This is a genomic window from Paenibacillus sp. YAE3 (assembly GCF_057546105.1).
The window spans coordinates 142426-161594 of the sequence record NZ_BAAIYF010000013.1 but is presented as its reverse complement, the minus strand read 5'-3'; the positions used below and the strand labels follow the sequence as shown (position 1 = coordinate 161594).

Below are 19169 nucleotides of genomic sequence, written 5' to 3'. Positions count from 1 at the left end.
AACAACAAAGGATGTCCCCCAAAAGTCGTTTGCGACTTTTGGGGACATCCTTTTTTTCATGTTCGTTCCCGATCCGTATCGCCGGGCCAGAAACTAGCAAGGATGGCGGCTCCATGTTTCGGGCAACTTAGTTAAAAACATGAGTATAGGAGTGAGTGCAATGTCCAGAAGAAACAGAAGATACGCGGTCCCGGGAGCCGAGCGCGGCATGCAGGCGTTTAAAGCGGAAGTGATGCGGCGCGAGGGCTACAACGTGGATCCCAGCCGTCCGGACGACGTGAAGTATGAAGTGGCGAAGGATCTCGGCGTTCCGCTTGAGCCGGGCAACAACGGCAATTTAACCACGGAGTCGGCGGGCCAGATCGGCGGCAAAATCGGCGGTTCGATGGTGCGCGAAATGATCCGGCTGGCGCAGCAGCAAATGGTGGACCGCGGCGGGAACGAATAATCGGTTGTGCCGTCGCGGCAAAACGGCTTGCAGACTCGAGGATAGCGAATGGTTTAAAAGGAACATATCCGGCCGTGGTTCATTAAAAGGATATGTTCCCTTCACGTTGACCAAAATTAGTTAACTGGTTTATTATTAAAAAGTGAACTATATACGTGGGGGGACCAGATGTTTCATTTCTTGCATGCGATCGAACGATACTCGGGCAAATTGAATGTTTCGGAAACGGAATACAAAACGGGGAGGGTATTGGCCAACCTGTTTTTCCTCACCACCGAAATACAGAAGGACCTGGAGCGCCGCGCTCGGGAATTCGGCATCTCCTACGGGCAATACATGCTGCTCTGCGTGCTCCGTTATCAGCCGGACGGCCGGTCCAATCCTTCGGCGTTGGCCGACCATTTGAAGGTAACCCGGGCAGCGGTAAGCTCCATGATCGACGCCCTCGAAAAGGGCGGACATGTGGCGCGCGAGCTGGACGACCGCGACCGGCGCGGCATGGTCATTTCCATTACGGAGGCCGGTTTAAGCAAGGTAAAGGAAATGACGCCATTGTTTCTTTCCTTAATGAACCAGCTCGTGTCGGAATTCGGGGAAAGCGACATCGACTCGCTGCTTCAAGGATTGGCCAAGCTGCGGGGGGGATTCGTGAAACTCCGCCGGGAGGACGAACCCCAAGCGGAAGGGTGACCTGGATTGCCCCGTCTCCGCATGAATCAACAGACTTATGACTTGGGAGGAACCGATCATGAACTATAAAAACATCACGGTTGCCGGAAGCGGCGTTTTAGGCAGCCAAATCGCGTACCAAACCGCTTTTAAGGGATTTCAGGTGACGGTATATGATATCAATGATGAAGCTTTGGAACGCGCCAAAGAGAGAATCTCGCAGCTGAAGCCGCATTATCAGGCGGATCTGGGAGCAACGCAGGAAGAGGTTGAGGCGGCATACGGCCGGATGTCGTTCAGCAGCGATTTGCCGCAAGCGGTGGCGGATGCCGATCTGGTGATTGAGGCCATTCCGGAAGTCGTTTCGATCAAAACCGATTTTTATGCGAATCTCGGAAAGGCAGCCCCGGAAAAAACGATTTTTGCGACCAACTCCTCCACCCTGCTGCCAAGCCAATTTGCTGAAGCTACGGGCCGTCCGGAGAAATTTTTGGCGCTGCATTTCGCCAACGAGATTTGGAAAAACAATACGGCGGAAATCATGAAACATCCGGGAACGGACATGGGCGTGTTCCAGGACGTGGTCGAATTCGCGAAAGCGATTGGCATGGTTGCGCTGCCTTTGCATAAAGAACAGCCGGGGTATATTTTGAACTCTTTGCTTGTTCCGCTGCTGGATGCGGCTCAGCGCCTGTTGATCAAGGAAGTGGCCGACGTCGAAACGATCGACAAAACCTGGATGGTGGCAACGGGAGCGCCGATGGGACCGTTTGCGATTTTGGACGTGGTGGGCATCAACACCGCATACAATATCGGGCGCGCGAAAGCGGAAGCGACAGGGGACGAAGAGTTCCAAAGAATAGCTGACCTGCTGAAATCGGAATATATCGACAAAGGGAAGCTGGGAAGAGCGACGGGAGAAGGCTTCTACAAATATCCGAATCCCAGCTTCGCACAACCGGATTTCTTGAAAAACTAAAGTGCGGCAACCATATCGATCGTAACATCCGACCGGCTGGGAAGGAGCATGGGGAGTACCGTCCCATGCTCCTTTTTCGGTTTGGTTTGCTGAATTTTTCGTTGGTGAATAATGGGGGAAGATGTGTTATTTTAAAAAAAATGCGGGGCATTCGCTTACGTCGCGTCAGGAGCAGTTCTATTTATTTTCGGGGGGTCTATGCAGGCTCCGGCATAGCCGTAGAACTTATGAAGGAGAGAGACTTGAATGACATTAAAGGTAGGCATTATCGGGACAGGAAGCATGTTTAAATCGGCCCATTTGCCGGGCTGGCTTTCCCGGCCCGAGGTGGAGATCGTCGCCTTTTGCGACGCATTGCGCGCTTCCGCGGAGGCGTTGGCCGCCAACTTTCCGGGAGCGAAGGTGTACGACCATTTCAGCGAAGTGCTGGCGGACCCGTCGATCGACATCATCGGCATCAGCACGCCGAACGTGTTCCATTCGGAAATCGCCGTCGCCGCCTTGCGGCAGGGCAAGCATGTGTTTTGCGAAAAGCCGGATGCGGTCAATCCGGTCGAAGCGCAAAAAATGGCCGATGCGGCCCGGGAAACCGGTAAGCTGCTGATGGTGATGCGCAACAACCGTTTTTCGCAGGAGGCGCAGTACGTTAAAAGGCTGGTCGAAAAAGGCCAGCTGGGCGAACTGTACATGGGCCGCTGCGGCTGGGTCCGGCGCCGGGGCATACCGGGGCGCGGCGGCTGGTTTACGACGAAGGCGCTGTCGGGAGGCGGGCCGCTGATCGATTTGGGCGTACATATGATCGACCTCGCGATGTGGCTGAGCGGCAATCCGAAGCCGGTTACCGTATCGGGCTCGACGTACCGCAAATTCGCCGACCGTCCGGATGCGTCCGGCAAGGTGCCGGAAGGCACGTTCGACGTCGAGGACTTGGCGGCCGGTTTCATCCGGTTCGATAACGGAGCGTCGCTGCAGATCGAATTCAGCTGGGCGTCCAATATCGAAAAAGAGGAAAAATTTTTGGAGTGGAGAGGCACCGAAGGCGGCTTCAGCCTGGTCAACGACAAGCTGAACCTCTATTTGGAGAACGAAGGAGCGCTGATCAACCAGCAACCGTATTTTAAGGACGAGATTCCGCAGCATACGGCCAACATTCAGCATTTCATCGACTGCGTGCTCGGCCATGAGCGGCCGATTTTCACGCCGGAGCAGGGCGTCGACATGATCAAAATTTTGAGCGCCATCTACGAGTCCGCCGAACGCGGACGGGAGATCGTGCTGTAATCGGTCACGGGCCGTTTCTGCCCCTTAAATGAATAGGGACGCGTACGGGCATTTTCCTTTGTCGCTTTAAGCGGCGATAGGGACCCGGGCGCGTCTTTTTTTTGTAGGCAAATGTCACCTCACTCCGTTCAGCTTGCGAAAAGCCTCCGGGGTCATCCCCTCGGTTCGTTTGAATAACGTGCTGAAGTACCCCGGCGTCGTAAATCCGACCTGCCTTGCGATTTCGCCGATTCGGGCTTCGGGAAATTCCAGCAGGCGTTCTTTGCTCTTGTGGATGCGAAGCTGGTTCAGGTACTCCATCGGGCGTTTGTTCAGTATTTTCCGAAACAGGAGGCACAAATGCTGGGCGGACACCCCGATTTGCAGGGCAAGCTCCTGCAGCGGAAGATCCCGGGCGTAATGTTCCTCCATGTAGTCAAACACGGGCTGAAGGCGCAAATATCCTTGATCGGTGGAGGGTGCGTGCATGGTCATGTCCGTCATCAGATCGATAAAAAACATGTAGGCAAGCTTTGAGCATTCCAGCCCCGCAAGCGGTTTGTCGGAAAACGTTAGGGACAGCGCATTTTTCATGTGGTTGAGGATCAGCTCCTGCCTGTGTACCGGATAGACCGCGGACTCGTTCATGCCGGCAAGCCGTGCCAGCGCTTCCACCTCCGGCCCCAAGAAGGTCATCCAATACACTTCCCAAGGTTTTTCAACGCCGTAATAGGCATGCTCCTCATCCGGGTACAAAAACATGCCCGAACCGGGTCTGACCCGGTACGTTTGCCCGCGGACCGCCAGTTCTCCTTGGCCGGATACGCAGTGCAGCCATTGGAATTGGGGATAACCGCCGGGTCTGTGGATCGGGTCCTGGTGATCCCAATGCCCGGCGCCCGTCATATAGACGGGCAGCTTCATGACCGTGTCGGTTTGCATCAGAAATCCAAGTTTGTTTGCCATGTTCCCACCCCTCAGGCGATAGCGGCATGATGTGAAAATCGTTGAATAAATAAGAAAATCGCGTTCTGTATCAAGCTGTACGCCCCTTTTATAATGTTAATATAACATAACGCTGAAGCGGGGACGATGCCCTTCGAGTGCATGCGGCCATCGTTCGCTTACGAGAGGAGTCGGAATCCAAGTGACCTTAAAACCTTATTGGGAGAATCCAAAAATATTGCAAGAGAACCGCGAAGAGGCCCGCGCTTCCTATATTCCTTACGGAGACACGGAAAGCGCGCGTTCCGGCAAACGGGCGGGCTCGCCCTGGTACCAAACGCTGAACGGCAGCTGGAAATTCAATTATCGCCCGCGCGCAAAGGATGTTGACACCGATTGGACCGGGGAACGGTACGATACATCGGGTTGGGATGACCTGCTGGTTCCTTCCTGCTGGCAGGTGCAGGGTTACGACCAGCTTCAATATACGAACGTCAATTATCCGTTCCCTTATGATCCGCCTTACGTGCCGGACGACAATCCCGCCGGATTATACGTCAGGGAGTTTCGGATCGGTCCGGAATGGTCCGGCAAAGACACGTATATTATGTTTGAGGGTGTAAACGCTTGCTTTTATTTGTGGATTAACGGCGCATACGTCGGATACAGCCAGGGCAGCCGCGTCCCGGCGGAGTTCAACATCGCTCCGTACGTGCGCCAAGGCAGCAATAAAATCGCCGTGATGGTGCTGAAGTGGTGCGACGGCTCGTATTTGGAGGACCAGGATCAGTGGCGTTACACCGGCATTTTCCGGGACGTGTACCTGCTGGCACGCGATCAAGCCCATGTTCGCGACGTGTTCTGCCGGACCGAGCTTGCCGAGGATCTGAAGTCGGCACGGATCAGGGTGGAGGTGGATACCACCGGCGCCGCGTCCGTTGGCGTTCAGCTGACGGATCCAAGCGGGCGGGAACTGCTGAATCAGCGCGGAGACGTGGACGGAAAACATGCCTTCGACCTTCCGGTGGATTCACCCATGCTTTGGAACGCTGAACATCCGCATTTGTACGAGGTTTTTATTTCGAGCGGGGAGGAAGTTCTGCGCTTCAAGGTCGGTTTCCGCCGCATCGAAATCAAAGACGGGGTATTCCGTATTAACGGACAAGACATCAAACTCAAAGGGGTCAACCGCCATGACTCCCATCCCGAGCTCGGCCAAACGATACCGCTCCGGCATATGATCGAGGATTTAAAGCTGATGAAGCGGCATAACATCAATACGATCCGCACCTCCCACTATCCGAATGATCCGCGTTTTCTGGATCTTTGCGACGAGTTCGGCTTTTACGTGATCGACGAGGCGGATTTGGAGTCCCACGGCGATTTTTCGCTTTATTACGGCACGAAAGACAACCGAAGCTTCCCGAAAAATCCGGAATGGAAGGAAGCCTTCCTGGATCGCCAAATCCGCATGGTGGAGCGGGACAAAAACCATGCCTCCGTCATCATCTGGTCGCTTGGCAACGAATCCTATTACGGGCCGAACCATGTCGCGATGGCCGAATGGACGCATGCCCGCGATCAGTCCAGGCTCGTACATTACGAAAGCGCAGCCCATGATCCGGAGCAAGAATTCGATCAAAGCTGCCTGGACATGGAAAGCCGCATGTATATGTCCGTTCCCGATTTGGAGGCTTACGCGAAGGACGACGGAAAACGGAAACCGATGTTTCTCTGCGAGTACAGCCATGCGATGGGCAACGGCCCGGGCGATCTCAAAGACTACTGGGAGATCATTTATGCTTATCCGAAGTTGATGGGCGGCTGCGTCTGGGAATGGGTGGACCACGGCATTCAAACCTATACCGAAGACGGAAGGCCGTTTTATGGATACGGCGGCGATTTCGGCGAGAAACCGCATGACGGCAATTTCTGCCTCGACGGATTGGTCAGCCCGGACCGCAAGCCGAATATCGGGCTTTTGGAACTGAAGGAGGTCTACGCTCCGGTGCAGATCGAAGCGATCGATGCGGCGAAAGGGCGTTTCAGCATCACGAACCGCTATGATTTCAGCACGCTGGGCAAGCTTGCGATCCGCTACCGCTTGAAAGCCGAAGGCACGCTTCTTGCGCATGGAGAACTCGCCGTGCCGGAGCTTGCTCCGCATGCAAGCGCGGAGGTGACGGTCGACTTGAATATTCCCGCCTCGATAGCTGCAGCCGTCGATCTGGAGTTTATCGTGGTCCTGAACGAAGATCAGGTTTGGGCAGAAGCGGGATACGGGATTGCAAGCATGCAATTTGAAGTCAGACCGCGTATGACGAGTGCGGAGCAAGGCGGCGCTGTGGGTCCTGCAAAATCGGTTCACGCCGCTGAAGAGGGACGGCTGCTCGTCATCGAAGGGTTCGATTTCAAGCATACGTTCGACTTGAGTCTGGGCACCTTCACGGGGATCGCGAAGCACGGCGTCAACATGCTTGCCGCTCCGGCGCATTTCGAGGTATGGCGGGCGCCCACCGACAATGACCGCAACGAAAAACATGCCTGGGCGAACGCCGGGCTGGACCGGGCCGTGACGAAGGTGTACAGCGTATGCTGGCAGCAGCCTGCTTCCGACCGGGTGACGATCGAAGTGAGTTATTCCATGGGCGGATATTCGATCCGGAACATCCTGAGGGGGACGGCTGAATGGTCCGTTTTCGCGGATGGCTCCATTACGATTAGAACCGACGTCGAAGTCGGGGGAACGGTCGATTTCCTGCCGCGGTTCGGCCTGCAGCTTACGATGCCAAAAGGAAACGAGGCCGTAACCTATTACGGTTTGGGGCCGCATGAGAGCTACATCGACAAGAAGCTGAGCGTGAAGCGGGACGTATATCATACGAGCGTCGACCAGATGCATACCGATTACATCATGCCGCAGGAAAACGGCTCCCGTTATCATACCGAATGGGCGGTGGTAAGCAACCATCTGGGCATGGGGCTCCGCTTCACGGCGCCGGACAGATTCTCCTTTAATGCGAGCCATTATACGCCCGGGGATCTGACGAAGGCTCAGCATAACGTCGAGCTTGTGCGCCGCGACGAAACGATCGTGCATCTCGACTACAAAATGAGCGGCGTCGGCTCCAACTCCTGCGGACCGCGTCTGATGGAGAAATACCAGCTGAATGAAAAGTCGTTTACGTTCGAGGTGACGATTCAGCCGGTGTTTGGGGAGGACGAGTAGGGGATCAAGGGATAAACGTTACATGATGCAGTATTCAATATTTTATAACGTATGAGTTTGGGGTGCTCCGGAAGAAATATCGGGGCATCCCTTTATTTTAGGGGAGACGAATGGGTTGTAGAGATTTGGTATAGTTCCGGCTGCTACAATGTAAAAATGGGGAAATTGCAGAATTTCGTCGAAGGAAAATAATCACCATGAGTGGGACATTTCTCCGACAACATTAAGGAAGGGACGAGAGATCGTGTCTACAAAAAGGAAAAAAATAAGGTGGAAAAAATCGACTGCAGCCTTGCTAACCTGTATGCTGACCGTAAGCGGGCTGCCTGCGGGGTTTGCTCCGCTAACGGCAAACGCGGCAGCGGCTGATCCCGATGTGGCTATCAAGACCTCGAATGGGACAACGAGCGTAAACTACGACAGAAACGGGTCAGCTCAAAGCGTAATCATCGATAGAAATTTATCGATTGATTACGATAAGCCTTTGGATGCGGCAACGGTAATCATTGAAGGGTTTGTACCGGGGGACAAGCTGGAATTTACGGATACCAACGAAATCAAGGGTAAATATAACGACCAAAACGGGATCCTTAAATTAACGGGAGCCGCAACCGCTCAGCAGTACATCGATGCGCTGAACAGCGTCTTGTTTACGCCTGCTTCAGGTAAGGTATCGGACAGAACCATTAAGTTTTCGCTTGGCAGCGCACTGCCGTATGAAGGGAATGGACATTTTTACGAATATATCAATACAGGATCTTCAATTACTTGGGGCCAAGCGGTAGATGCCGCTAAAGATCGGGACTACTTTGGGCGCAAAGGGTATCTTGTAACGATTACTTCAGCAGAAGAAAGTACCTTTGTGAAGGAAAAAACGGAAGGCCTCGGATGGATTGGTGCGGAGGATATTCAACGGAAAAATGGTGAAGTCAGAAATACCGGGGATTGGCGTTGGGTAACGGGTCCGGAAGGTAATGAGGACAACGGCAACGGATTGCAATTTTATACAGGCTACTCTCAAAAGAATCCCAAAGCGGTTGGATATGCTAATTGGGACTCCGGGGAACCTAACGACTACAAAGGAACGGAATATGTTGCCCATATTTTCGGTCCGGACGATCCGAGTAGTACCGTTAAAACAGCCGGGAAGTGGAATGACTATGCTCCTAATAATGCAAATGTAAAAGGCTACATCGTCGAGTACGGCGGCATGCCTAACGATAACAATATCCAAATCAGCGCCACCAAAACGGTCAACTTCGTCGATGTCACCGATTTAAACGAGGAGATTAAAAACGGAGACGCCCTGAATCAAGCAGATTATGACGAAGCCAGCTGGAAGGAGTATCAAAAGGCGCTGGAAGACGCGAAAAACATCCTGAACCAAACGAGCAAAACCCAAGCCGATGTTGATGCGGCTGAGAAAGCTCTGAAAAAGGCGCAAGACAACCTGAAGCTCAAGCTGGAGGTCACAAAACCGGGCGGCGACACTGTTTACACAGAAAAACCGGTGTTTAGCGGCGTATCCGCTCCTGGCGCGACGGTAACGGTTGCTGTCTATGACGAAGCCGGCAACGTCGTTGGACAACCGGTCGAGGTGACGGCCGGCCCGAACGGGGAGTGGAGCTACGTTCCCGAACCGGGATTAAAAGACGGCAAATACACCTACGAAGTCAGCGCGAAAAAGGATCAGCTCGAGACCACGACGGGACGCAAAGATTTGACCGTCAACACCGTCCTGCCCGAACTTTCCATTGATGGGCCTGCCAGCGAGAAGGTAACGTCCGCGCAGCCGGAAATTACAGGTTCGGCAGAGCCGGGCGCGACGGTAACCGTTGCCGTTTACGATGAGTCCGGGGTGCAGATCGATGTGCAAATCGTGACGGCCGATCCGAACGGCAACTGGAGCTTTACGCCATCCAAGCCGCTGGAAAACGGAAAAAATTATAAAGTAGAAGCGGCGACCGAAAAAGACACCAAGGTGTCCAAAGCCGCAAAAGACATTCAAGTCGACACGACGGATCATACTGCGCTTGCCGGGCTGGAGGTAAACAGCTGGGACGGAACGAAAATCCCGTTGTCTCCACCATTTAATGGCGCAACACAATATCAGGCTACCGTTACGAACGATGTGTATAGCGTGACGATTAACCCTGAGTTGTTTGATCCGAATTCCAAGATCGAAATTTCGCTCAACGGCGGTCCGTTTACGGAAACGGCTAATGGCACGGCAAGCGACAAGCTGCCGCTGCATGCAGGCGAAAATACGATCGTCGTTCGCGTGACGGATGCGGATAACAATGTCAAAGAATATACGATTACGATCTATAGAGAATTCAGCGGAAGCAACGGCGGCAACAGCGGCAACAGCGGCAATAACGGCGGCGGAAGCACGACAAGCCCAACGCCTACACCGCCGTCCGGTAATTCCGGTATTGATACGTCCGTAAACGGCAACGATACGCCATTTGCCACGGGCAAAACGACCACAACCGATAACGGAAAGCAGACATCCGTTCAAGTTGATTCTTCTAAACTGAACGATATTTTATCGGGCGGAAATGGGCAAAAACTTGCCATCCAATCCCCGAACGAAGGCAGCCTGAGCGTCGACGGCTTGACGGCAGCCGATGTGCAAAAACTGGCCGACAAAAAAGCCAGCCTTGAAATCGGCAACCAGCTCGCCATTTATCCGGTTCCGGGCGGACAGCTGGATGTAAGCAAAATCGCCCAGCAGCTGGGCAACGCGGCAGCAGGCGATATCGCCGTGCATATCGACATTAAACGTTCTGCGGATGCCGTCATCGCAAACGCCAAAAACCAGGCGAAATCAAAAGGATACGATTTGCTGGTGGATCCGGTTGATCTGGACATGACCTTTACGCATAAAGGATCTACGGTAAGATCCGGACAATTAAACGGATATGCCGTAAAATACATCGCGCTGCCGGAAGGCATCGATCCGAACCGGATTACGACCGGCGTCGTCGTCAATCCGGACGGAACCGTATTCCATTTGCCGACGGTTGTGACGAAAATCGGCAACCGTTATTATGCGGAAATCCATGATCTGCGCAGCAGCGGTACCTATTCGGTCATTTGGAATCCTCAAGATTTTGATGACGTAAGAAGCCACTGGGCGCAGCGCAATGTTAACAATATTTCGGCCCGGCTTGATTTGGAAGGAAACGGTGACAACACGTTCTCGCCAAACCGCAACGTAACCCGCGCCGAATTTGCGGAGATCGTTGTTTTGGGACTCGGATTGATGCGTCAGGAGGAACCGAAGAATACGTTCGACGATGTACGATCCGATGCTTGGTACCGCAGCGCCATCTCCATCGCCAGCGAATTCGGCATCGTCCTCGGTTACGACGACGGCGCGTTCCGTGGCAACCAGAATATCACGCGTGAAGAAGGCATGGCAATGATTGCCCGCGGTTATCAATTGATCCGTCCGGGCCACGCCATCGGCGAGACCGAGATCAATAGCCTGCTTGCAGGATACCCAGACGGGTCCAATGTAGCCAAATGGGCGAAGCCATCCGTGGCGACGCTGCTGTCCGAAGGCATTGCCCAAGGCAACGCAAAGGATTTGGCTCCGAAATCGCCAATGACGCGCGCCGAGACGGTAGCCTTGATGGAACGCCTATTGAAAGTCACGAAATTGATTGACTAAGCCTTGTATTTTTTTACGATTCGGCAAAATCGAAACAGCCCTCGCGGTTTACTGCGGGGGCTGTTTTTCATGAATGGATTGTTACGAACATGACGTTAAGGTTTTGCCGATTTTTTAAAAAATAAGAGTGATTTCGCAAGTTGCTGCGGTGTAAGATGGGAAAAACACATCAATGACCAGAATATTTGAATGGAGGTTCAAACGTCATGGGGATCAATCCCGCGGAATGGAAGCTGGGCACGTATTGGGACGACAAGGAGGGGCACTCCCTTGAGGAGATCCGGGAGGCCGGTTTTTCCTGCATCGAGCTGAACCTGGACAACTACCAAGCGCCTGCGGATACGGTGACGCAGGCGAATTTCGCGCGTTACGGCAGGGCGGTACAGGCGGCGACGGAGCTGGGGCTCGAAATCTGGTCGGTGCACCTGCCGTTCGGCAGCCTCTGGGACATTTCCGATCTGGATGACGCGGTTCGCGGCCCCGCCATCGAGGGGCTTGTCGAGATCATGGATTGGGCCAAGGGCTGGGGACCGAAAATGCTCGTCATCCATCCGAGCTTTGAACCGATTCCGGACGAGGAGCGGGCAGAGCGGCTTGCAAGAGCCGGAGAAGCCGTCCGTCTGTTAAGCGGCGAGGCCGCGAAGCGGGGATTGCGCCTGGCCGTGGAGGATCTTCCGCGGACCTGCTTGGGCAACCACGCCGCGGAAATCGCGGCGCTCATCAAGGACGCCCCCGAAGCGGCCGTGTGCTGCGATACGAACCATCTGCTGACGGAAACGCCGGAGGACTTCATCCGTGCCATCGGCCGCCGCATCAGGACGCTGCATGCGTCCGACTATGACGGCGTGGACGAACGGCACTGGATCCCGGGCCGCGGGATCGTCAACTGGGGGGCCGTGCTGCGCGCGCTTGTCGACATCGGTTACGACGGCCCGTTTATGTACGAAGCCGGCTACGAAAATCCCAGGGATGTTGCGGCAAGCTTCCGCGCCGTTTTGGACGCCTACGGCGAGGCGGAGCAAAGCGCGGGATAAGGAGAAGGTGGGGCTGGTTCCCGAAACCATTCGGAAAGGATGAAAAGCCAAGGGGCACCCGACGGGCGCCCCTTGCATCATACATGTAACGAATCGATACCCCTTCCAAGCGCTTCATTCATTTTGCGGTATAAATTCGTATCTATACTTTTCGAACGACGTTGATGAATAATACGTATCGATTTCCTTGACTTCGCCGGGTTCAACGGTCACCTTTTCGTAGGTTCTCCGATCCAGCTCTTTGTCCTGCTCATCATAGGTTGTGACGATCAAGGTTCCCGTGAATCGGTACGAATCGTTGTAGTTTCCGGCATATAATTTGATTTTGAATGATTTGTCATCGCGGAACGACCCGGCGGCCAGCGCCAAACGGTCGATTTCGCGCACGGAATCGCCGAGCTGCTCCATTTTATATTCATAGTGGCGGGCGACTTCCGCGCGCATTTTCATTTCCATCGATTTTTCGTTGTACGTGATCGTAGCGATGGGAATCGTCGTAACGATGTACAGCATGACGACCGCCCCGAAACCGCTGCGGAGCACCACGCGCCGTTCATATCCGCCCGCAATCAGCGCCACCCAAGCGATCACGATCAGGACAAGGGTAATCAGATGCCACTTGGAAAAAAACATTTCCGTATAGAGCGACAGTGCCGACGCCTCCTTTCATCTTGCTTTGCTTGTGCTTCAAGTCCGACCGGCTTTTCATGTTAAGAGCGGCTCCGGCGCCGGCGGCGAATCCAGTACAGGATGCCGAAGACCGGCCAAATGGCAAACGCTGCGAAGATGGCGGCCGTCAACGTGGAGACGTAATACTCTTCGCCGGCACCGGTATCGGTTTCCGGCATCATTGCGCCGATCAGGGCCCATCCGAAAAACAATATGATCGCATAGCGCAGCGGAACCCAGTACGTCAGTCGTTTTGCCAAAGACAGATAGATTAGTCCGCCGACGAGCGAAACGGCAAAGCAAATGCCGACGCCGTCCGATGCAATGCTTCCCTTGAAGGCAATCTTCAGAAAAACGTATACGAAAGCGAATAAAAGCGCAAAAATGATCGGTGTCGTCCATTGCGGCTTGAATCTCTTGATCCCTGCGGGATGGCGAGTACCGGCCTCCTGCTGGGGAGGGCTCTCTGCATTGGCGGCTTGACCCGGTCTGCCGTGTTCGATTTCCCTGACAAGCTGCTCCAGTTCTTTTTGCAGATGATGGTGGAAAGGAAAAGGCCTTGAATTGGATTCGTCTTCAAGCTGGGGCAGCTGCTCCTCTTTTGGCAGGGCATTTGGCAGCACGGCGGTCGCCCAAATCGGAATGTCCCGGCTCTGCAGCTCTTTCAGCCATTGCTCGGCATCGAAATATTCGAAAAAGGGAACGCCCAGCACGCGCCGGTCCGTCTCTTCCCGGTAAACGACGTTGATCATCGGCAAAATATGATACGTCGGCTGTTGTTCATTGAATTTGCTTTTTCGGTAGGCATAATGGTACAGCGCGACATAATACGAAACGTAAATCCGTTCAACCCGATCCAGCGGGATCGTCCCTTCGCTGACTTCGGGATCGGGATGATGGTATATCCGGTATTCGATCCGGTCGCGGCACAATCTGTACCGGCTTAGAAGACGGTTTTTGCGAATCGCGGACCGCAAGTAACGGACGGAGAACCGGATCAGCCAGAACCCCGGCACCAGCAGGATCAGCAGCAGGAAGGCCCAGGATTGGTACCTGTAGGCGAAGTACAGCGGGCCGATGACAAGCCCGGCGCCAAGCGCCAACACGAACGTCATGACCTCGAAGGTCAGTATCCAGTAAAAAGGCTCCATACGCCGATCGGCGCGTTCATGAATGCAATCCTGATCGGTAGTCGAAATCAATCATTTCCCTCCCATGCCATTGGATTTTTTAAGAATAAGAAAACCAATCTCACTATACGCGTCCGGCTACTTTGAAAGCAACAGCGTGTTTTATATGCCTATATACGGAAAAAACGGGTTTAGGTTACATGCAAAATGCGTTGGAAAGGTTGAAAGCTCCGGGAAAAAGAAACAAGGCCGCCCGCAGGCGGCCCTGAAAAAGGTTCGGGGATAAGACTTTAAAACACTCTCCGCGCGGTGACGAACCGTTTCTTCCACTGGCCGTCAAAGGCTTCCATATGAACGCCGAGCTCTTTGGAATAGGTGTGCAGGATTTGGTTATCGCCCGCGTAAATAGCCACATGGCCGATGGGCAAATTGCGAGCGGTGAAAAAGAGCAGGTCCCCTTTGCGAAGCTGATCGACCGGCACTTCTTTGCCGACTTTGGCTTGGTCGTACGAAACGCGCGGCAGATCGATCCCGAGCGTGTCTTGGAAGACGCGTTTGACGAAGGAAGAGCAGTCGAACGTTTTCGTCTGGTCCGGCGAAGCTCCGAAAACATACGGCGCGCCCCAAAAGGTCTTCTCGTAAGCGATCAGTGCGTCCCCCTGCAGTTCGGCGAGGCTCGGGCTCGCATAATCGGTATATTTCGGTTTGGCCGATATGTATCCGGTGATTTTGTCCGGCGTTTGCACCTTCAGCCACGAGGCGTTGACCTCCTGCAGGACATGGACCTTCGTCCCGGCGGCCAGCATGGCAAGCGAAGCGCCTTTCTCGGCGTCGGGCTTGTCGCGCAAGTTCACTCCCCACAGAATGGACGTTTCCGCATGGATGGCCGAGGTAACGGTAACGGTGCGCGAGCCCGGGTCCCATTTTACGGTGCCCCCGAGCGCTTCGCTTACGAAACGAAGGGGAACAAGCGTATACCCGCTTACGATTTGGCCGGGAACGTCGACGGATAAAGCTTGTCCGTTTAAGGAAGCGGTGTGCTCGCCAATGCGGTAAACAAGCGTCGCGTCCCCTTTTTTGGCGGTGACGGTTTTGGTGGCGTTATCCCAAGTCAATCGGGCGCCTTCCGCCTCAAACAGCCCGCGCATCGGAACGAGCAAGGTACCGTTTACGTTGTAAGGCTCCACTTCAGGCTGAAGCTGGCGCCCGTCCAGAAAAATCGATACCGACTTGGCTTCCTCCTGAACCTGAGCCACATTTGCAGCATGCGTCGGGGCAGCGTGAAGCAGCGAAGCCGTTAACAGAGAAAGAAGCAACGCTTTGCTTTTGGACATACTTTCATCTCCTTGTTGACTGATGTTAAGAGTTCCCAACATTTCTCTTCGTATAGTTGGACGACGCCATGTCGAATTGGTTTTGTGCCAAATGATGGCAAGGGAAACGGCCGCCATAATGCCGCCATAATATAGAAGGAAATCAGGTGCTTGAAAAACCCTGCCAAATAGTTCAATATAAAGATATCAATTATTAAAATACACATGTTTAAGCTGCTGCCTGGCAGCGAAACATATATGGATAAGGGAGGGGCTCACCCATGGAGATCGGAATCAGTACCTTTGCGGAAACGACGCCGGACGTCCGCACCGGCAACGTACTCAGCCATGCCGAGCGCATTCGGGAGGTCGTGGAGGAAATCATCCTGGCGGATCAGGTGGGACTAGACGTATTTGGCGTCGGAGAGCATCACCGGAAGGACTATGCCGTTTCTTCGCCGGCGATGGTGCTTGCGGCCGCCGCGCCGCAAACGAAGCGGATTCGGCTGACGAGCGCGGTGACGGTGCTGTCTTCCGCCGACCCGGTGCGGGTATTCCAGGACTTCGCTACGCTGGACGGCATTTCGAACGGACGCGCCGAAATTATGGCGGGAAGGGGATCCTTCATCGAATCGTTCCCGTTGTTCGGTTATGACCTGAACGATTACGACGAGTTGTTCGACGAGAAATTGGAGCTGCTGCTTAAGATCAGGGCGTCGGAGAAGGTAACCTGGAAGGGCGGGCACCGCCCGGCGATCCAGGACCGCGGCGTCTATCCGCGTCCCGTTCAGGATCCGCTCCCGGTCTGGATCGGCAGCGGCGGCAACCAGGAGTCCGTCGTGCGCGCCGGCCTTCTCGGCCTGCCGCTCGTGCTGGCGATCATCGGCGGCAGACCGACGCAGTTTGCGCCGCTGGTGCAGCTGTACAAGCGGGCGGCCGCGCATGCGGGACATGATCTGTCGAAGCTGCCCGTGGCTTCCCATTCCCATGGTTTCGTGGCGGAGGAAACGGAGCTTGCGGCGGATAAGTTTTACCCGTCGACGCAATACAGCATGAATATCCTTGCCCGGGAGCGGGGCTGGGGGCCTTATGACCGCAGCAGCTTTGACATGGCACGGAGCTTCGAGGGAGCGCTGTACGTCGGCGATCCGGAGACGGTGGCCCGGAAAATCATCCATCTTCGCAAACGGGTGGGCATTACCCGGTTTTTCCTCCACGTTCCCGTAGGCAGCATGCCGCATGACGACGTGATGAAAGCCATCGAGCTGCTTGGAACGAAGGTCGCGCCGATCGTGCGCGAAGAGGTCGCAAAATGGGAAGCTGCGGGCGAGCCGCAGGAATAAGGCAGCCAAAAGAGGGGCGTAATGCCTCTCTTTTTTTATGTGAATTCAAATCATAATATCGGACTGAAATATGAAATTTTTACCATTGTCAATATCTTCATATCGGCGTAAAATGATGCCTAATACTCTTACGTTGACATTACACCGGAAGTGAGGTTAGGCCATGAACGCCGTAGCAAAAGTAAGCCGTTTTGTCGGAGGAACGTTTTCCGTATGGGTCATTTTGTTCGCTTGTTTCGGTTTTTTTATGCCGGAGGTCTTTATCCCTTTAAAGGGGTACGTATCGCTTTTTCTCGGGATCGTCATGTTCGGCATGGGGCTCACGTTGTCCTCCGCCGATTTCCGCGAGGTTTTTCGCCGTCCGTTTGAAGTGCTGATCGGCGTCGTCGGCCATTTTATCATCATGCCGCTGCTTGCCTACGTGCTGGCGCTGGTGCTGAATTTGCCGCCGGATATCGCCGTGGGCGTCATTCTGGTCGGCTGCTGCCCGAGCGGCACCTCTTCGAACGTCATGACGCTGCTCGCCAAAGGCGACGTCGCGCTGGGCGTATCGATCGCATCCGTATCGACGGTGATCGCTCCGCTCGCCACGCCGGCGCTGATCAGCCTGCTGGCGGGTCGCTGGATGCCGATCGACGGCGGCGCGCTGATCAAGGACATCCTGATGGTCGTCATTTTGCCGATCGTTCTCGGCGTCATCGTCAAGACCCTGTTCAAAAAGCAGGCCGAAGCGAGCGCCCAGGCCCTTCCGCTCGTGTCCACGCTGGCGATCGTGCTGATCGTGGCGATCGTCGTCGGCGGCAGCAGAACGAAAATCATCGAAAGCGGGCTGCTGATCTTCGCGGTCGTCATCCTGCACAACTTGCTCGGGTATGCGCTGGGCTATTTGTTCGCAAAACTTTTCCGCATGAACTTGAGCAAACGCAAAGCGATATTGTTCGAAACCGGCATGCAGAACTCCGGTCTCGGGGCCACGCTGGCATCGGCGCATTTTAATCCGGTTGCGGCCGTTCCGAGCGCGATTTTCAGCGTCTGGCACAACATCTCCGGCTCGCTGCTGGCCACCTGGTTCGCCCGGCGCGCCGAAAAAGGAGCGGCATCGAAAACCGCTTGACGGAAATACCCGGTTCCTTCGGCAAAGAGGCCATCCCGGTCAGGGGTGGCCTTATTTTTGTGCCGGCCCGGGAAACTTCGGTCCACTCTGGTCCGGATGCCCCGCGGCGAGGTCATGCTCCATGCCAGCCCAAAGCTTGCGGCAGTTTTTTGGGGTGTTTATATCCATTCGCAAATTTGTTGACAAGAAAGATCTTCAGTGTTATATTTATCTCGAATTAAAGATTCTTTAATATAAATTATGTAAGCTTCAGTTTATTGATTTTAAATACAACGAATGGGAACGTTAATCCCAAGGAGGAATCTGCCATGAATGGATTAAAAGGAATCCACCACGTTACGGCGATCACGAGCAGCGCCGAGAAAAACTACCAATTTTTTACCTTCGTGCTGGGCATGCGCCTGGTGAAAAAAACCGTCAATCAGGACGACATTCAAACGTACCATCTGTTTTTTGCCGACGATAAAGGAAGCGCGGGCACGGATATGACGTTTTTCGATTTCCCCGGCATTCCGAAAGGGGTGCACGGCACGAACGAAATCTCCAAAACCTCGTTCCGCGTACCCAGCGACGCGGCGCTCGACTATTGGGTAAAACGGTTCGACCGGATGAACGTCAAGCATTTCGGCATCAAAGAGATGTTCGGGAAAAAGACGCTGTCCTTCGTGGACTTCGACGATCAGCAGTACCAGCTGATTTCCGACGAAAACAACGAGGGCGTACCGTCCGGCACGCCATGGCAAAAGGGACCGATTCCGCTGGAATACGCGATTACCGGCCTTGGCCCGATTTTCGTGCGGATCGCAAACTTCGATTACTTCAAGGAAGTGCTGGAAAAAGCGATGGAATTCAAGGAGATTGCAAAAGAAGGCTCCTTCCATCTGTTTGAGGTCGGCGAAGGCGGCAACGGGGCGCAGGTCGTCGTGGAATACAACGCCGTGCTGCCTCCGTCCCGGCAAGGCTTCGGCACCGTTCACCATGCGGCGTTCCGCGTCGAAGACCGAAGCGCGCTGGAGCATTGGATCAAGCGGATGGGCCAGTTCGGATTTTCGACTTCCGGTTATGTCGACCGCCATTTCTTCGAATCGCTGTACGCGCGGGTGGCGCCGCAAATTTTGTTCGAGTTCGCGACCGACGGTCCGGGCTTCATGGGCGACGAGCCGTATGAAACGCTTGGCGAAAAGCTGTCGCTGCCTCCGTTCCTCGAGCCCAAACGCGCACAAATCGAGAAGCTGGTCCGTCCGATCGACACCGTGCGCAGCACGATTGAATTTACGAAAGAATAAGGTTTTGACCCCGAAGAGGAGTCCATGGTCCGCCCATGAGCTCCTCTTTTTTTTCGTCACGGGTTCGCCCA

The 19169-nt window shown here is 54.5% G+C and carries 14 protein-coding genes; 10 read left to right on the top strand and 4 right to left on the bottom strand.

What is annotated here, in order from left to right:
• Positions 1 to 160 precede the first annotated feature (160 nt).
• The 4 genes from AC27KL_RS22865 to AC27KL_RS22850 all read left to right on the top strand — a co-directional run bounded on the left by AC27KL_RS22865 (position 161) and on the right by AC27KL_RS22850 (position 3377).
• Positions 161 to 448 carry an alpha/beta-type small acid-soluble spore protein gene (locus tag AC27KL_RS22865; protein ID WP_212951500.1) on the top strand — a complete coding sequence of 96 codons (288 nt, stop codon included), beginning with the start codon at positions 161 to 163 and terminating at the stop codon, positions 446 to 448.
• A 168-nt stretch (positions 449 to 616) separates the two neighbouring features.
• Positions 617 to 1138 (top strand): MarR family winged helix-turn-helix transcriptional regulator, encoded by a 522-nt coding sequence (locus AC27KL_RS22860; RefSeq protein WP_487171178.1) that lies wholly within the window; start codon positions 617 to 619, stop codon positions 1136 to 1138.
• 58 nt (positions 1139 to 1196) lie between these two features.
• On the top strand, positions 1197 to 2096 hold the full coding sequence (locus tag AC27KL_RS22855) for a 3-hydroxyacyl-CoA dehydrogenase (RefSeq protein WP_339322710.1): 900 nt from the start codon (positions 1197 to 1199) through the stop codon (positions 2094 to 2096).
• A gap of 246 nt (positions 2097 to 2342) precedes the next feature.
• Entirely contained in the window at positions 2343 to 3377 is a 1035-nt protein-coding gene (locus tag AC27KL_RS22850) for a Gfo/Idh/MocA family protein (RefSeq protein WP_487171177.1), read from the top strand.
• Positions 3378 to 3491: 114 nt separating this feature from the next.
• On the opposite strand, the gene AC27KL_RS22845 is transcribed toward AC27KL_RS22850, so the two are convergent.
• A complete protein-coding gene (locus AC27KL_RS22845; protein WP_487171176.1) occupies positions 3492 to 4322 on the bottom strand; it encodes a helix-turn-helix transcriptional regulator in 831 nt (276 codons plus the stop codon).
• A 181-nt stretch (positions 4323 to 4503) separates the two neighbouring features.
• Here AC27KL_RS22845 and AC27KL_RS22840 point away from each other — a divergent pair, with 181 nt between their 5' ends.
• The 3 genes from AC27KL_RS22840 to AC27KL_RS22830 all read left to right on the top strand — a co-directional run bounded on the left by AC27KL_RS22840 (position 4504) and on the right by AC27KL_RS22830 (position 12243).
• The gene (locus AC27KL_RS22840; RefSeq protein WP_487171175.1) at positions 4504 to 7530 is read left to right on the top strand and encodes a glycoside hydrolase family 2 TIM barrel-domain containing protein; all 3027 of its coding nucleotides are present in this window, start codon (positions 4504 to 4506) and stop codon (positions 7528 to 7530) included.
• Positions 7531 to 7774: 244 nt separating this feature from the next.
• The gene (locus AC27KL_RS22835) at positions 7775 to 11209 is read left to right on the top strand and encodes an S-layer homology domain-containing protein (protein ID WP_487171174.1); all 3435 of its coding nucleotides are present in this window, start codon (positions 7775 to 7777) and stop codon (positions 11207 to 11209) included.
• Between the two features lie 206 nt (positions 11210 to 11415).
• On the top strand, positions 11416 to 12243 hold the full coding sequence (locus AC27KL_RS22830; protein WP_487171173.1) for a sugar phosphate isomerase/epimerase family protein: 828 nt from the start codon (positions 11416 to 11418) through the stop codon (positions 12241 to 12243).
• A gap of 114 nt (positions 12244 to 12357) precedes the next feature.
• On the opposite strand, the gene AC27KL_RS22825 is transcribed toward AC27KL_RS22830, so the two are convergent.
• The 3 genes from AC27KL_RS22825 to AC27KL_RS22815 form a co-directional block, all read right to left on the bottom strand.
• Positions 12358 to 12876 carry a hypothetical protein gene (locus AC27KL_RS22825; RefSeq protein WP_487171172.1) on the bottom strand — a complete coding sequence of 173 codons (519 nt, stop codon included), beginning with the start codon at positions 12874 to 12876 and terminating at the stop codon, positions 12358 to 12360.
• Between the two features lie 77 nt (positions 12877 to 12953).
• A complete protein-coding gene (locus AC27KL_RS22820; protein ID WP_487171171.1) occupies positions 12954 to 14114 on the bottom strand; it encodes a hypothetical protein in 1161 nt (386 codons plus the stop codon).
• A 218-nt stretch (positions 14115 to 14332) separates the two neighbouring features.
• Positions 14333 to 15376 carry a C40 family peptidase gene (locus AC27KL_RS22815; RefSeq protein ID WP_487171170.1) on the bottom strand — a complete coding sequence of 348 codons (1044 nt, stop codon included), beginning with the start codon at positions 15374 to 15376 and terminating at the stop codon, positions 14333 to 14335.
• Between the two features lie 260 nt (positions 15377 to 15636).
• Between AC27KL_RS22815 and AC27KL_RS22810 the strand changes: the two genes are divergently transcribed.
• The 3 genes from AC27KL_RS22810 (at position 15637) to AC27KL_RS22800 (ending at position 19098) form a co-directional block, all read left to right on the top strand.
• On the top strand, positions 15637 to 16698 hold the full coding sequence (locus AC27KL_RS22810) for an LLM class flavin-dependent oxidoreductase (protein ID WP_339322702.1): 1062 nt from the start codon (positions 15637 to 15639) through the stop codon (positions 16696 to 16698).
• A 163-nt stretch (positions 16699 to 16861) separates the two neighbouring features.
• The gene (locus tag AC27KL_RS22805; RefSeq protein WP_487171169.1) at positions 16862 to 17812 is read left to right on the top strand and encodes a bile acid:sodium symporter family protein; all 951 of its coding nucleotides are present in this window, start codon (positions 16862 to 16864) and stop codon (positions 17810 to 17812) included.
• A gap of 308 nt (positions 17813 to 18120) precedes the next feature.
• On the top strand, positions 18121 to 19098 hold the full coding sequence (locus tag AC27KL_RS22800) for a ring-cleaving dioxygenase (RefSeq protein ID WP_339322700.1): 978 nt from the start codon (positions 18121 to 18123) through the stop codon (positions 19096 to 19098).
• The last annotated feature ends 71 nt before the right edge of the window (positions 19099 to 19169 follow it).